General features: G+C 51.0%; 11 protein-coding genes, 3 tRNA genes and 1 pseudogene. 9 read left to right on the forward strand and 6 right to left on the reverse strand.

Annotated elements, in window-relative coordinates; genetic code table 11:
* Positions 1 to 68 precede the first annotated feature (68 nt).
* A pseudogene (locus KEM39_RS05755) lies at positions 69 to 249 on the forward strand (hypothetical protein); the annotation flags it as partial.
* A gap of 235 nt (positions 250 to 484) precedes the next feature.
* On the opposite strand, the gene rnr reads toward KEM39_RS05755, so the two are convergent.
* On the reverse strand, positions 485 to 2,860 hold the full coding sequence (rnr, locus tag KEM39_RS05760; protein WP_118997910.1) for a ribonuclease R: 2,376 nt from the start codon (positions 2,858 to 2,860) through the stop codon (positions 485 to 487).
* Positions 2,861 to 2,948: 88 nt separating this feature from the next.
* On the opposite strand from rnr, the gene KEM39_RS05765 reads away from it, so the two are divergent.
* The 5 genes from KEM39_RS05765 (at position 2,949) to aspA (ending at position 5,634) form a co-directional block, all read left to right on the forward strand.
* Positions 2,949 to 3,035: transfer RNA gene (locus tag KEM39_RS05765), tRNA-Leu, on the forward strand.
* Positions 3,036 to 3,070: 35 nt separating this feature from the next.
* Positions 3,071 to 3,157: transfer RNA gene (locus KEM39_RS05770), tRNA-Leu, on the forward strand.
* A gap of 38 nt (positions 3,158 to 3,195) precedes the next feature.
* Positions 3,196 to 3,286 (forward strand) — tRNA-Ser (locus tag KEM39_RS05775).
* 230 nt (positions 3,287 to 3,516) lie between these two features.
* Positions 3,517 to 4,089, forward strand: coding sequence for a hypothetical protein (locus KEM39_RS05780; RefSeq protein ID WP_192886349.1), 573 nt, complete (start codon positions 3,517 to 3,519; stop codon positions 4,087 to 4,089).
* A 147-nt stretch (positions 4,090 to 4,236) separates the two neighbouring features.
* Positions 4,237 to 5,634, forward strand: coding sequence for an aspartate ammonia-lyase (aspA, locus tag KEM39_RS05785; protein ID WP_118997911.1), 1,398 nt, complete (start codon positions 4,237 to 4,239; stop codon positions 5,632 to 5,634).
* 71 nt (positions 5,635 to 5,705) lie between these two features.
* On the opposite strand, the gene KEM39_RS05790 is transcribed toward aspA, so the two are convergent.
* The 3 genes from KEM39_RS05790 to ybaK are packed head-to-tail and all read right to left on the reverse strand — an operon-like array spanning position 5,706 to position 7,807.
* A complete protein-coding gene (locus KEM39_RS05790) occupies positions 5,706 to 6,581 on the reverse strand; it encodes a DMT family transporter (RefSeq protein ID WP_002222560.1) in 876 nt (291 codons plus the stop codon).
* 1 nt (position 6,582) lies between these two features.
* The gene (locus KEM39_RS05795; RefSeq protein ID WP_002235842.1) at positions 6,583 to 7,305 is read right to left on the reverse strand and encodes a DUF4870 family protein; all 723 of its coding nucleotides are present in this window, start codon (positions 7,303 to 7,305) and stop codon (positions 6,583 to 6,585) included.
* A 22-nt stretch (positions 7,306 to 7,327) separates the two neighbouring features.
* Positions 7,328 to 7,807, reverse strand: a complete 480-nt coding sequence (gene ybaK, locus KEM39_RS05800) for a Cys-tRNA(Pro) deacylase (RefSeq protein ID WP_118997870.1) — start codon at positions 7,805 to 7,807, stop codon at positions 7,328 to 7,330.
* Positions 7,808 to 7,881: 74 nt separating this feature from the next.
* Between ybaK and KEM39_RS05805 the strand changes: the two genes are divergently transcribed.
* From KEM39_RS05805 to ttcA, 3 genes are all read left to right on the forward strand, one after another.
* Complete coding sequence (locus KEM39_RS05805) at positions 7,882 to 8,244, forward strand: RidA family protein (protein ID WP_002217102.1); 363 nt, start codon at positions 7,882 to 7,884, stop codon at positions 8,242 to 8,244.
* 34 nt (positions 8,245 to 8,278) lie between these two features.
* On the forward strand, positions 8,279 to 9,142 hold the full coding sequence (locus KEM39_RS05810) for a YgfZ/GcvT domain-containing protein (RefSeq protein WP_211709697.1): 864 nt from the start codon (positions 8,279 to 8,281) through the stop codon (positions 9,140 to 9,142).
* 93 nt (positions 9,143 to 9,235) lie between these two features.
* On the forward strand, positions 9,236 to 10,195 hold the full coding sequence (ttcA, locus tag KEM39_RS05815; RefSeq protein WP_002242691.1) for a tRNA 2-thiocytidine(32) synthetase TtcA: 960 nt from the start codon (positions 9,236 to 9,238) through the stop codon (positions 10,193 to 10,195).
* 92 nt (positions 10,196 to 10,287) lie between these two features.
* Here ttcA and KEM39_RS05820 read toward each other — a convergent pair whose 3' ends face one another.
* Positions 10,288 to 13,227, reverse strand: coding sequence for a type III restriction-modification system endonuclease (locus tag KEM39_RS05820; protein WP_211709691.1), 2,940 nt, complete (start codon positions 13,225 to 13,227; stop codon positions 10,288 to 10,290).
* Positions 13,228 to 13,316: 89 nt separating this feature from the next.
* A partial coding sequence (locus KEM39_RS05825; protein ID WP_249182621.1) for a site-specific DNA-methyltransferase occupies positions 13,317 to 15,221 on the reverse strand: 1,905 nt, incomplete at its 5' end.

Consider the following 15,221-nt stretch of genomic DNA (forward strand, 5'->3'; position numbering starts at 1 on the left):
ATGAGAAATCCCCTAAATGTCTTGGTGGGAATTTAGGGGATTTTGGGGAATTTTGTAAAGGTCTCGGCTTGCTTTCATTACTTGACCGCGTATCAACTACGGGAGTCTCTGAAAGCAAACCGCCTTTATCTGAAATTGATGATAAACGCCTGTTGCAGATTTTGCACGGCAGAGATGCGGTTAAAGGCGGCATTGCCGATTTTGACACGAAGGCGGCGCGCCTTTTCCCGTGCAAACAGAAAAGGCGCAAAAGGGCGATGCCTGCGTTTTAACGGATGCCCGCCCTGCCGCCGGAACACCGCCGCGCCGTTTGCGCCCCATTTGCCGAATACCGCCGATCTTTAAAACGGAGGTAGAAATAAACGCAATCTTTCAATACGGGCGTTTAGATTCGCCGGAAATGATGCGCCGGCCGCCATATCAAAAAATCAGGCGGCGGCTTCGGGAAAGTATGCCCCGCCCTCCCCAAGTCGCCCTGCCGAAATTATGACTTGCCTTTCCGTTTTTTGACCTTAATCGGAACCGGTTTCTTTGCCTTTTTCCCCGATTCTGCGGCGGCAGACGCGCCCCTTCCCCTTACTTTGCCGCCTCGGGTTGTTTTTTTCTCGGCGGCGATTTTCGGCTTCCCTTTCCCTGCCGTCCCTGCCGGTTTGGCAGACGCGGATGATTTGACTTTCCGCCCCCTGCCGCTCCCCCCTGCAATCAAGACAAAATCGATTTTTCCATCATCCAAATCGGCGCGCGCGACTCGGACGGCAACCCTGTCGCCCATGTTGAAACGGATGCCGCTGCGTTCGCCTTCGATTGCCATGATTTCGGGGCGGAAGTTGAAATAGTCTTCGCCCAAATCGCTGATGTGCACCAAGCCGTCGATGTGGATGCCGTCTAGTGTTACAAAGATACCAAAACTGGTCATGCCGGAGATTTTACCTTCGAATACTTCGCCGACCTTATCGCGCATATAGTAGGTTTTCAGCCAGTTTTCCACATCGCGTGCGGCATCGTCGGCACGGCGTTCGCAAAACGAAGTATGCACGCCCAAAGCCTGCCAGCTTTTGTTTGGCGTGTAGGTCTGCTTGTCCAATACAGCTTTGATGGCGCGATGGACGGTCAGGTCGGGATAGCGGCGGATGGGGGAAGTGAAGTGGGCGTATGCTTCATAAGCCAAACCGAAATGCCCTTCGCAATGCGGTTCGTAAACCGCCTGCTGCATGGAGCGCAGCATCATGACTTGCAGCAATTCGGCATCGGGTCTGCCTTTGAATTGTTCGGCAAGCGCGGCATAGTCTTTCGGCGTCGGGTTGTTGCCGCCGCCAAGTTGAAGCCCCAACAGACCGAGCTGCTCGCGCAGGGTGGCGAGTTTTTCGGGCGTGGGACCCAAATGGTTGCGGAACAAAGCCGTATGTTTGTTTTTCAGCAAAAACTCTGCCGCGCAAACATTCGCCGCCAGCATACATTCTTCAATCAGCTTGTGGGCATCGTTGCGGACGACGGGCACGATTTTTTCAATTTTGCCGTTGCCGTCGAAAAGCATTTGGGTTTCGACGCTTTCAAACTCCACCGCGCCGCGTTTGAAACGCCTTTTCTGAAGGATTTTGAAGAGTTTGTAAAGGGTATCAATTTGGGCTTTGTGCGGATGGTCGATGCCGTCTGAAATCCATTTCCAAACTTGGTTGTAGGTCAGGCGGGCATGGGAGCGCATCACGGCGGGGTAGAAGCGGTATTCTTTAATATTGCCCGCGTAAGTGATGACCATATCGCACACCATGCACAAACGCTCGACATTAGGATTGAGCGAGCAGATGCCGTTGGACAGGTTTTCCGGCAGCATCGGAATCACACGGCGCGGGAAGTAAACACTGGTGCTGCGTTCCTGAGCGTCCGTGTCGATAGCATCATCGGGGCGGACATAATGGCTGACATCGGCAATCGCCACGACCAAACGGTAATTGCGTCCGATTTTCTCGGCAAACACGGCATCGTCAAAATCGCGCGCCGTTTCGCCGTCTATCGTTACCAAAGGCAGGTCGCGCAAATCGACGCGGCCTTTCAAATCGCTTTTGCGTACATGGTTGGGAATTTTTTTCGCGGCTTTGGCACACGCTTCACTGAATTGGTGCGGCAAATGATGCTTTCGCACGGCAATTTCAATCTCCATGCCGCTGTCGGCATAATCGCCCAATACTTCGATGATTTTCGCCACTGCCGGCCGGTTTTGCTCAGGATAAACCTCAATTTCGCCGACGATAACCTGACCGGATTCGGGTTTGAAACGCGCCACGCCGTCCGGTTCCAATACGATGCTTTGGTTCAGACGCTTGTCTTCCGGCTCCAAAATCGCCACGCCCCTATCCATATAGAAACGGCCGACAACTTTGCTTTGCGCGCGTTCGACAATATCCAGAACCGTCCCTTCCCGCCGCCCCCTGCGGTCGATGCCGGCAGGACGAACAGTGACAATATCGCCGTGCATAATGCCGCGCATCTGGCGTTCGTACAAAACAAAATCACCGTCTTTGGCGGGCGTGAGCGGCACGGCAAAACCGAAACCGTCCTTATGCGCCTCGATGCGGCATTTGACCAAATCCAATTTGTCCGCCGCGCAAACCGCGCCCCGACGGTTGATTAAAACCTGACCGTCCCGCGCCATCGCCTTCAGACGGCGTTCAAAAAAGACATACTCGTCTTCCGTAATCGACAGCTCGCGCGCAAGCGATTCGATTTTTGAAGGCACACCTTTGCGCTCCAACAATTCGATTATCCATTCCCGACTGGGCAAAGGATGTTCATAACGCTGTTTTTCACGACTTAAAAACGGGTCTTTTTCCCGTAAATTTAAAGATTTAATATTTTTATTCATTTGGACTGTTGACATTCTCTTTATGAACTATATAATAGCGACTTCTTTGCGGCAGGACACTGTACCGCAAAACAGCAAATAAAGCAAAGCCCGGGTGGCGGAATTGGTAGACGCGCTAGCTTCAGGTGCTAGTATCCTCACGGGTGTGGAAGTTCGAGTCTTCTCCCGGGCACCAAATCAAATGCTTTGCTTTATTTCAATATTTAGATTGCCCGGGTGGCGGAATTGGTAGACGCGCCAGCTTCAGGTGCTGGTATCCTCACGGGTGTGGAAGTTCGAGTCTTCTCCCGGGCACCAAATAATAAATTATCCCGATTGGGATAATTTCCGCCATTAGAGAGGTGGATGAGTGGTTTAAGTCGCACGCCTGGAAAGCGTGTATACGTGAATAGCGTATCGAGGGTTCGAATCCCTTCCTCTCTGCCAAATACAAATCCCAAACTTTTACGGTTTGGGATTTTTTATTATTCAAACAATAATTTCATTGGGAAAACCCGTTATTGTCTATAATCGTCATCAACCGCTTACAACTATCCGTTACCGTTTTTTGTGGTATGTTTTGCGGTATGTTTTACCCTCTTCCTAAGCCTGTAAGGACTCAAAAGGCGTATTCCTTCAAACGGCATTGTTCGACATGCTGCAAACCGAAAACCGATATGGCTGCACCGCATCTCAATCCGACCAACCTTTCCGAATACATCAGAACCTTAAAACGTGATTTGCCGTTCGGGGTTTCTGTTGCGGGCGAAGGGCTGCTGTTCCGGCATTCCGTTCTGCGCGGCAGGTTGTTTCAGCCGCTGCTTGCGCTGTTTTTCGGTCTGCTGCTTTGGATAGGCGGCGGAAACCAGTTGCTCGAATGGGGTGCTCCTCCCGTATCCGATTCGGTTTACAGCGTCTTGACGGCGGGTTTTTCCGTGTTTTGGATGTGGCGCATGGAGCGTTGGTGGTATGCGCTGACGACGTGCAAATCGGTTTATATCGATGATAAGGAACTGGTTGTTTATGGTGCGTTCGGGCGTGTCCGTTATCGCGGCAGGCATGATGCGGCATATTCCGTCCACGTGCTTCCGCATTCACTCTACCAATGGCTGACCGGAGGCGTTGCGCTGCTGACCGGCCCGAGCGGACGCGGTGTGTGGACGGGCATGGTTTTGGGGCTGCACCGCCATAACCTCGGTGCGACGCTGGCGCGGAAAACGCTGGCAGACCTGCCGGAGCAGCATCCTTAAGACACGGCATTTCGGCGTTCAGACGGCATTGTTCTTGAAAACACCATAGACAACGCCGCCCAACTGGTATAGTGTTCGTCCTGCTGCGGCATCTTTCCGATGGCGCATTTTTTCAATATTAATTATCCGACTTACAAAGGTAAAAACATGACTGTCCGTATCGAACACGATTTATTGGGCGACCGCGAGATTTCCGCCGAAGTATATTGGGGCATCCACACCCTGCGCGCCATTGAAAACTTTAAAATTTCCACACAAAAAATTTCTGACGTGCCGCAGTTTGTCCGCAGTATGGTGATGGTGAAAAAGGCGACGGCACAGGCAAACGGTGAGTTGGGCGCGGTCAAGCCCGAAATCGCCGCCGCCATTGAAAAAGCCTGCGACGAAATTCTGCTGAACAACCGCTGCCTCGACCAATTCCCGTCCGACGTGTATCAGGGCGGTGCGGGTACTTCGGTCAATATGAACACCAACGAAGTCATCGCCAACCTCGCATTGGAAGTCTTGGGATACGAAAAAGGCCGCTACGACATCGTCAATCCGATGGATCACGTCAATGCCAGCCAATCGACCAACGATGCCTATCCCACGGGCTTCCGCCTTGCCGTGTATTACAGCATCGGCGAATTGCTCGACAAACTGACTGTCCTGAAAAACGCCTTTGCCGCCAAAGCCGAAGAATTTAAAGACGTTTTGAAAATGGGCCGCACCCAGCTTCAAGATGCCGTGCCGATGACTGCCGGCCAAGAATTCCAATCTTTCCAAGTGTTGTTGGAAGAAGAAATCCTCAACCTCGACCGCACCCGCCAACTGCTGTTGGAAGTCAATTTGGGCGCAACGGCAATCGGCACGGGCGTGAACACGCCCAAAGGCTACGCCGAACTGGTGGTCAAAAAACTCTCCGAAGTCAGCGGCTTGCCTTGCAAACTGACCGAAAACCTGATTGAGGCGACCTCCGACTGCGGCGCATATGTGATGGTACACGGCGCATTGAAGCGCACGGCGGTCAAACTCTCCAAAATCTGCAACGACTTGCGCCTGCTCTCTTCCGGCCCGCGTGCCGGCTTGAAAGAAATCAACCTGCCCGAATTACAGGCCGGTTCTTCCATTATGCCTGCCAAAGTCAATCCCGTGATTCCCGAAGTGGTCAACCAAGTCTGCTTCAAAGTCATCGGCAACGACACGACGATTACCTTCGCCGCCGAAGCCGGGCAACTGCAATTAAACGTGATGGAGCCGGTCATCGCCCAATGTATGTTTGAAACCATTTCCCTCTTGGGCAATGCCGCAGTCAACCTGTCCGACAAATGCGTCAAAGGCATTACGGTCAACCGCGAAATCTGCGAACGTTACGTTTTCAACTCCATCGGTTTGGTGACTTATCTGAATCCGTATATCGGACACCACAACGGCGATTTGGTCGGCAAAATCTGCGCCCAAACCGGCAAAGGCGTGCGCGAGGTTGTCTTGGAACGCGGGCTGTTGAGCGAAGAAGAACTCAACCGCATCCTCTCTCCTGAAAACCTGATGAACCCCCATCTGTAACGTTGCAGACAAATGCCGTCTGAAGCAGGGATGCTGCTTCAGACGGCATTTTGTTATATCAATCAGCCGGATTATATGCCGAACAGTACCTTGACTTCCCCCCAATAAAACAGGCAGGCGATAGAACACAGTGCCAACACGATTCCCGCCGTATTGATTGTGTTGATTTTTTCCTTAAAGAACAATGCGCCCGAAAGCGTACCCAAAACAATCACGCCGATATTCATACCGGCAAAAACCAAGGTCGGATTATCCTTCATCATTTGGTGCGCGGTGATGTAGGTTACGATGTTCATAAAGTTCAAACCGCCCAAGAATATGCCGCCAACCACACTCTCAACACGCCATCTGACCGATTTGGCAAACAGGCAGGCAAACATCAGCACACCCGCCAGCACAAATGCAACCAGCAGGTTGCCCGCAAATGCCGTTCCGCTTTTGGCAAGCTGTTTGAACAGGATATCGATAATGCCGTAACCTGCCCACACGCCCAGCAGCAATGCCGCCTGCCGCCACGCGCTTCCTGATTTTTTGCCACCGCTGTGTTTCCAAAGCAGGCAGAACAGTGCGGCAAATGCGAGGCACAGCCCGATTAGTCTGCCTTCGCTGAGTTTTTCGCCAAACAGCGTCAAGGCGGCAACAATCGGCAAAAACAGCGACAAACGCTGCGCCGCGTCGGATTTGACGATACCGGCGGATTCTACGGATTTGCCCATAATGACAAATACGGACGGCAGCAGCACGCCCAATGCGGCAAACAGCCACCATGTCGGCAAAAATGCGCCGATATTGCCGACATCCGGCTTCAATACCAGCAGGGTCAGTATGACCGCGACCACATAATTGACGGCGACCGCCTGCGCGATGTCGATTTTTTTCTTCCTTGCCATTTTCAGCAAAATGGAAACCGACACGCTGAACACGATGCTGATTAACAGGTAAGCCATACTATATCCATTTCTCGGGTGCAACCGCCCTGCCGCCGTTGAAGCGGATAAAGCCGGCGATGATGCGGTAGAAATACCAGACGTTCGTTGCAATAATAATCAGCACGCCGATACCCAAAAGGGCAGTCAGCGCACCCAAAATATAAAGCCAAAATGTGCGCCAAAAGGTTTTAATCAGGTATTCGGTATGTGCGGCATAGACAATGCTGTCCAAACTGTTCCGTTTCATATAGGCGAGAATCACGCCGACTATGGGCATATAGGCGAAAATCACGCCGACTATGGGCATGAACAGCATGATTGCACCCAAACCGAACAGGATGTAGGCGGCGAGGACATAGTTGCGCCCGCTTCCGCCGCCGGACGGTTCGTAAGCATGGCACGAACGTGATGCCTGCCGTTCAAACGCCTGTCTGAACGCCTGTTCGCGGCGCATCTGTTCGCGGTAAAACTGCTCCCTGCGCGCCTGTTCGCGGCGGAATGCCTCTTCCTGCCGCCCGCGTTCCTCATGCCGTCTGAAGGACGCGTCGTATTGCATCCGTTTCGACAGGTCGGAAAGCGTATCGTAAGCCCGTTGGATTTCTTTGAACTTTTCTTCCGCCTTCGGATTGCCCGGATTGCGGTCGGGATGATATTTCATCGCCAGCTTGCGGTAGGCGCGTTTGATTTCGTCCGCTCCCGCCTGCGGCGACACGCCCAATACGGCATACAAATCTTTGTCCATATTGTTCCTTTATACTTTCCCGTCAAACCGCCGCCTGTATTGTTTTCGGGTTCAAAATATTTAAATCTCTGGGACGGATGCCGATAATGAACCCGCGTTTTCCGCCGTTGATATAGATGGTTTCCAAATCCATCACCGACTGTTCGACGTAAATATCCAACTTTGTCCGGATGCCGAACGGCGTTGTGCCGCCGACCAAATAGCCCGTCCACTTGTTTGCCTGTGCGGGCGTAGCGGGTTCGATGCGTTTCGCACCCAAATGCCGAGCCAGATTGCGCGTGGAAATCTGTTTGTCGCCGTGCATCAAGACAATCAGCCCCTTACCGTTTTCATCTTGCAAAACAATGGTTTTAATGACCAAGTGTTCGTCTTTGCCGAACAGTCGGGAAAACTGCGCCGTGCCGCCGTGTTCCTCATAGGCATAGGTAAAAGGTTCAAATTCGATGCCGTTTTCACGCAAAACGCGCACGGCAGGTGTTATCGGATAAGTGTGTTTACTCATTTTTCGTCATGCAAAACATGGAAATCGGTCAAGCGCAATGTTACCATATATCCCCTTTATCGAAGGAAACCGATATGGATATCCGATATTTCGGCACAACGCCCCGCTATTCCGAAGCCGTCGGCGCAAACGGCTTGATTTTCCTCTCCGGCATGGTTCCCGAAAACGGTGAAACGGCTGCCGAACAGACTGCCGACGTGCTTGCCCAAATCGACCGCTGGCTGGCGGAATGCGGCTCGGACAAAGCGCACGTTTTGGATGCGGTCATCTATCTGCGCGATATGGGCGACTATGCGGAAATGAACGGCGTGTGGGACGCTTGGGTTGCCGCCGGCAGAACGCCCGCCCGCGCCTGCGTGGAAGCGCGGCTCGCCCGTCCGGAGTGGCGCGTCGAAATCAAAATAACCGCCGTGAAGAAAGATGCGGCAACCGCATAAACAGATTTCCTTTATATTTCAGAGTACGCAAATGATGAAAACCTTACTGCCCTTTTTCGGCGTGGTACGCGTCAGCGGCGAAGACCGCCAAACCTTCCTGCACGGACAGCTTTCCAACGACATCAATAATCTTCAGACCGGGCAGGCGTGTTATGCGACTTACAACACGCCCAAAGGCCGTGTCATCGCCAATATGATTGTCGTCAACCGAGGCGGCGATTTGCTGCTGATTATGGCGCAAGACTTGCTTGAAGCAACGGTCAAACGTTTGCGGATGTTTGTGTTGCGTGCCAAAGCCGTTTTTGAAATCCTTGAAGATTACGCCGTCGGCGCGGAATTGGAAGCATCCGCCGAACCGCTTGCCGCGCAAGAACCCAACCTTGCCTTTGCCGCACAACAAGATTCAGACGGCATCTGCTCTATCGCTCTGCCTCATGGCGGCATCCTTCGCATCGCCCCCAAAAACACCTTGCCGCCTTATGATGCCGCCGCCGAAAACGCGTGGCGGCTGCACGAAATCCGCAGCGGTTATCCGTGGATATGCGCGGCTACCAAAGAAACCGCCGTCGCCCAAATGCTCAACCAGCACATCATCGGCGGCGTACACTTCAAAAAAGGCTGCTATCCGGGACAGGAAATCATTGCCCGTGCCCAGTATCGGGGGCAGGTCAAACGCGGCTTGGCGGTATTGTCGGGAAATTCGGCCGTCGAAGCAGGAACCCTGCTGACGGCGGACGGCGAAGAGGCCGGCATCGTACTCGACAGCGTTCAAGATTCGGAAAACTTTACCGCCCTTACCGTGATTAAATTCTCCGCCGCACAAAAAGAACTGACCGCCCCAAACGGCAGTATCTTCAAAGCGGTTCATCCCTTCTTTAAAACCGAAAATGCAGAATAATCCCTCTAATGCCGTCTGAAGCCCTTCAGACGGCATTGCCGCCCCGCCAATCGGTTACAATGCCGCCTTTCTAATTTTCAAACCCAAACCGCCATGTCCAAAAAAACCAAACAAGAACTCGAAAACAACAAACTCAGCAAACGCCTGCGCCACGCCGTCGGCGACGCGATTAACGATTTCAATATGATCGAGCCGGACGACAAAATCATGGTCTGCCTCTCCGGCGGCAAAGACAGCTACGCCCTGTTAGACATCCTGCGCCAGCTCCAAGCCAGCGCGCCGATTGATTTTGAACTGGTCGCCGTCAATCTCGACCAAAAGCAGCCGGGTTTCCCCGAAGAAGTATTGCCGACCTATCTCGAAAGCATAGGCGTGCCGTACAAAATCGTCGAAGAAGACACCTACTCCACCGTCAAACGCGTATTAGACGAAGGCAAAACGACTTGTTCGCTGTGCAGCCGCCTGCGCCGCGGCATCCTCTACCGCACCGCAAAAGAATTGGGCTGCACCAAAATCGCCTTAGGACACCACCGTGACGACATCCTTGCCACCATGTTTTTAAATATGTTTTACGGTGGAAAACTCAAAGCCATGCCGCCCAAGCTGGTGAGCGACAACGGCGAACACATCGTCATCCGCCCCTTGGCTTATGTGAAAGAAAAAGACTTAATCAAATACGCCGAATTGAAACAGTTCCCGATTATCCCGTGCAACCTTTGCGGCTCGCAACCCAACCTGCAACGCCAAGTCATCGGCGATATGCTGCGCGATTGGGACAAACGCTTCCCCGGCCGTATCGAATCGATGTTCTCCGCCCTGCAAAACGTCGTCCCTTCCCACCTTGCCGATACCGAACTCTTTGACTTTGTCGGATTAGAACGCGGTCAAAGCCTGAAACACGGCGGCGATTTGGCTTTTGACAGCGAAAAAATGCCCGAACGCTTTTCAGACGGCAGCGAAGAAGATGAGAGCGAAATCAAAATCGAGCCGCAAAAAGCCGAACGCAAAGTCATCAACATTCTGGCGAACAAGCCGAAAACCTGCGGCGCGTAACCCCCCGCCGTCAAAATGCCGTCTGAAGCCCGTTTGGCGTTTCAGACGGCATTTTAAAATCCCGAAGCAGACGGCTCCCAAACATTTGTTTCTCAGTGTCCGTTTTCAGAATGTCCTCCTGCGGGCATATTTTGCCCGATCAGTTCGGCTATCTTCTCGCCGTCAAACTGCGTTTTGAACACCACCTTGATTTCTTTGGAAATCTCGGCAAACAGCTTTTCGGCATGTTTGATTTTCCGCTCTTCGCTTTTTCGCAAATCTTCCGCCCCATCAGTCCCTTTGGCTTCAATCACAAAGTTCAGAATCTCGCCGCTTTTGGTTTTCACGATATAGGCAAAATCGGGTGAATACGTGCCGCCGCCGGCAACAGGGATTTTGATGGAGTTTCTCGGTATTTTGGTAAATACGGTTACGCCTTCAATTTGGTTGTTGGCGACATTTTCATGTTCTATATTCGAATCGTAGAAAATCTCGCCGAAGAGATAGCTGGCGGCAGGCCGGTGCTCCGTATCTTCAAATCTGCCCAAATCTGCTTTTTTCACCGCGCGCGGTTTGCCGTCTTTATTGGTAAATTTGGTCGGATGGATTTTGCTGCCGACAAGCTGGTAATCCAGTTCGAATTTATGGAAGGAATGATGAAGCAAAAACCGGTTGAAGCCGTTTTTGATTTGGGCGATGGTTTGCATATTCAAAAAATCGCCAATGTTCAGTTCGTCGCGGACGCGGTAAAACGCCTGATGCAAAGTCTGCATCTGGATTTTTGCCGTTTGTGCCAGTTTTTCCAGAAACTCTCGGTAAGTCATTGTGTTGAAACGGATAAAATTTTCATCTTCAATACTGTCTATGCGGCGGGAAAGCATAAGCCCGTTGTTGATATAAGCTTCGTTTACCGCCGTGCGTATGCCTGCCTGCGGGAATTTGGCGGCGTTTTCACGCAAATAGGCGGTAAATAAATCGACAAATTCGGCTTCGTCTTTGATTTTGTACTGTAAAACCGCTTTATGGTGAATCAGCTCCCACAAAGCTTTGAGTTCTTCATATTTGCCTTCGCGCATGATGATGGTGTCTTTGCCTTCGTCTTTGGCGTTGCTGACTTTGCCTTTATCCAAACCTTTGGGAAAGGCTTCGGGATAGGCGGCTTTTAATTTGTCATAGCCGTCTTCGGTAAAGTTTTCATTGTCGTCAATGATGCCGTCTGAAAACAGTTTGTTTAACAATACCAGCGGTTTGATATCGGGGTATTTTTGCAATATTTTTTGTTTCAGCTCCTCAGTAAACTTTTTGGAGATTTCTTCCTGAAAAGAATTGTCGTTGATTTCGCCGACAAGCTGCTTCACAAAGTCTTTTTCGCTGCTATCGACAAAATAATTCAGTTTGTACGATACATCGCGCACCCGCGCCATCAGCTCGTTTACCGGCAGGCGCAGGCCGCGTCCAACTTCTTGCAGCTTGGAAGTCGTGCTGCCGCTGGAACGCAGTTTGCAAATCTGGAAAACGTTGGGATTGTCCCAGCCTTCGCGCAGCGTCCATTTGGAAAAAATAAAGCGGCGCGGGTTGTCCAAAGACAGTAGCTTTTCCTTATCGTGCAGAATCTCATTGATTTCCTGCTCGATTCTATCGTCGCTGTCTGTATTGTCTTTGGAAAAATAGCCGCCGTGGCAGGCGGATACATCGTCCAACGTCTTTTGCAGGTAATCACGATAAAACGGGTCGCTTTCCGTTTCCAGGCGGTGTGCCGCTTCCGCGCGAATCCAGCTTTCAAATTTATCTTTCAGGCTGCCTGAAAGCTCGTTGCCGCTGCGGTAGCCCGCAATATCGTCAATAAAAAACAGCGTCAGCGGCTTGATTTTGGGCTGTGGCGCGCGTTCTGCCAAAAGTGCGCGTTCCAGCTTGAAATGTTCGGTAACCGCCCGCTGCATCATCGCATCCTGCACCGTTTGCGAATAGGAATAAGGGTTGATGACGGCACCCGTTTTCAACTCCAAGCCGTTGCTTAACACCAGCGTGGTTTTCTTCATGTTTTCAACGGTCAAATCCGAAATGGCCGGATGGATTTGCGCCAAATCTTCGCCTTTTGCTAGTTTGAATGTCTGCTTTTTGTCCTTTTCGTTTAATTCAAATTTCGCTTCTTTACCGTCAAACGACACCAGTTTTACCGCTGCATCCATGCCGCCCTGCATTTCTTCCTGAAACACGCGCACGCCTTTGACCAGCCCGTCGTTAAACGCGTCTACTGCCGTCAAACGGTAAAGCAAGTTGTAATATTCATCGTTAAATGTTGCACCGTAGCGCAAAATATATTGCGGTTTTAAGCGTTTGATATTGCCCCACGTTTTCGCGCTATCTCGGGTCGGGAATTTATGCGGTTCGTCCACAATCACAAACGGGCGCACGGCAGCCAATGCATCAACGGGATTGTCAAACAAATCTTTCAATGCCTTGTCGCCCGTATCGGTCATGGACGACGAATTAACCATGCCCGCGTTAATCAGCAGCACATGAATTTCCTTTTTATTTTCCGCTTTGACAAATTGCTCAATCGTTATGGGCGCATTGGACTTTTTGCCCTTATTCTTTTTCGCGCTTTCCACCACATAGGTTTTCAGGCGCACACCTTCATAATCGCCGCCGAAATCCTGTTCAAAATGCTCTGCTAAAGCCTTGCTTTGCAAAAACTGCCGCGTTCCCGCCTTAATGGACAAAGTCGGCACGACCACGATAAATTTGAACACACCCAGCCAACGGTGCAGCTCGAACATGGTTTGTGTGTAGGTATAGGTTTTGCCCGTGCCCGTTTCCATGGAAATATCAAGGATATTTTGGTCGTCCGAACGGTCGGGGAATCGGCCGTCTATGCCGTTTTGGCTTTGCACTTTCAGGATATTGTCTGCGTATTGTTTTGCAGCAAACAAAAGTTCGGGATTTTCGTCTGCCGCCCGATATTTGGGCGTTGCCCCGTCAAACACGTCCAAAACTGCCGAAACCGCCCGCATTTGGTGCGGCTGGTTTTTCTCGTAATTAAAACCGCTCATGAATGTTTCTCCATGAAGTCATTGTTGTATCGTCCTTCCCCCGCAAGGGGAATCCAAGCCGAAAAGCAGCCTGCACTTTCGGATTCCGGCTACACCCTGATAACCACATTCAACTCAATCTCTTTTTTATTGGTATAACCGCGTACCGCCTGGTCAAGTTCGTGCTGCATTGCGCTTTCCATATTGCTGCCGAATACAATCACGCGGTTGGGATTGAAAGCCGCATCGTCGTCCAGCTTGCGGATAAACGCCAACAAATCGGCGGAAGTAAAACCGGCATTTATCAGATACAGCCGTTTTTCGCACAGATACGCCGTGTAAGCCCCTAACCGCACAGGCTCAACCGGCGTGGTCAGTGCCGCCCCGTCATACAGCGTCCAGGTAGTCAGAAGCGTTTGCAGCTGTTCTTCGCTTAATTCATCGTTAAGCGGCAAATCCGGTTGTTCGGGCAAAAAATCCTTGTCCGGATGCTGCCTGAAATTGTCTGCCGTTTGAAAGATTTTGAAGCCCGAATCGCCCGTGTAATCGGGATGCTCGGCGCGGATTTTGGCGGCGGCCTTTTCTATGCGGGCTTTGGTGATGTCGAAGATGGTCGGGTAGCCTGCTTTACGGGCTTCGGATTTTTCACCGGTTTTTTCAGGCAGCTGCACGCAGATATAGCGGCGGTTACCGTTTTGTTCTTCGGCGTTAAGCTGCATCACGGCGTGTGCGGTCGTGCCGCTGCCTGCGAAGAAGTCTAGGATTAGGTCGTCTGGATTTGTGGTTAATCGCAATGTTTGTACAATCAAACGAATTGGCTTCGGTGTATCAAAATAACTATCGCCATCAAATAATTTACGCAATTCTTGGCTTGCTTCTTGATTGTGTCCAACTTCATTAAATTTCCAAATTGAAATGGCTTTCGTACCATCTTGAACTTCGCTTAAAAAGCGTTTGATACGAGGAACATTTCCACCGTCTTCACCAAACCAAATGCGATTATCGGCAACCATTTCGGTAAATTTAGTTTGCGAAACACGCCAGCTTCTACCGCTGGGTGGATTGTATTGTGTACCGTTTGGCGTTGTAATTGTATAAATTCCGCTTTGTTGCATATCTTTACGCAATAAATTATCAGAAGTCCAAGCACCGCGTGGATCATTATCATAATTTTTATACCGTGCATTCATTTCTTCTGTTCGCGGTAATAATTTGATTTCCAATTCAGTAATATTTTTTGCGTAACAAATTAAATAATCGTGATTTTCTGAAAAATATTTTGCATCATTTTGGGGGCTGAATTTCTTTTCCCAAATAATCTGTTCTACAAAATTCCCTTCCCCAAACACTTCATCACACAACAACTTCAACTGCGCCGCTTCGTTATCGTCGATCGAGATAAAAATCACGCCGTCGTCCTTTAACAGTTCGCGGGCGATATACAGGCGCGGATACATAAAGGTCAGCCACGCGCTGTGCGAGTTTGAGCCTTTGTCGGTGAAATCTAAAATCCGCGCGGCTTCGTCTTCGTCAATATTGGCTAAGCAGGCAAGTTCGGCTGGTGTGAATTTGCGGTCGTCCTGATAGACAAAGCCGTCCGATCCGGTGTTGTAGGGTGGGTCGATGTAAATCATCTTCACGCTGTTTGTGTAGGCGTTTTTTAAGTGTTTCAACACTTCTAGATTGTCGCCACGAATCAGCAGGTTTTGGCTGCCTGCATTTTCAGGCTTGGCGTTGTGTGTCTTATCTTCACTTATCAGGGTTTCGGGCGGCAGGTTGCGAAGCAGGCGGGCATATGATTTGCCCAGCCAGTTCATTTCGTAAAATTCGCGTCCGATGTCGGTCTGCGGTGCGATTTCGGCTTGTAATCTGTCGATAAGGAAATTTCCGTCTGCGTCAAAACAGGCGGGAAACAGTTTTTTGAGCTGTTCGAGTTGGGTAGAGTTGGCGGTAATGCCGTCTGAAGTGTAGATTGCCTCGGTGTTAGCCCCGGCTGTGTCGATTAGATCAGGGGC

Source organism: Neisseria sp. Marseille-Q1983 (assembly GCF_018224585.1).
In the GTDB taxonomy this organism is placed as follows: Bacteria; Pseudomonadota; Gammaproteobacteria; order Burkholderiales; family Neisseriaceae; genus Neisseria; species Neisseria polysaccharea.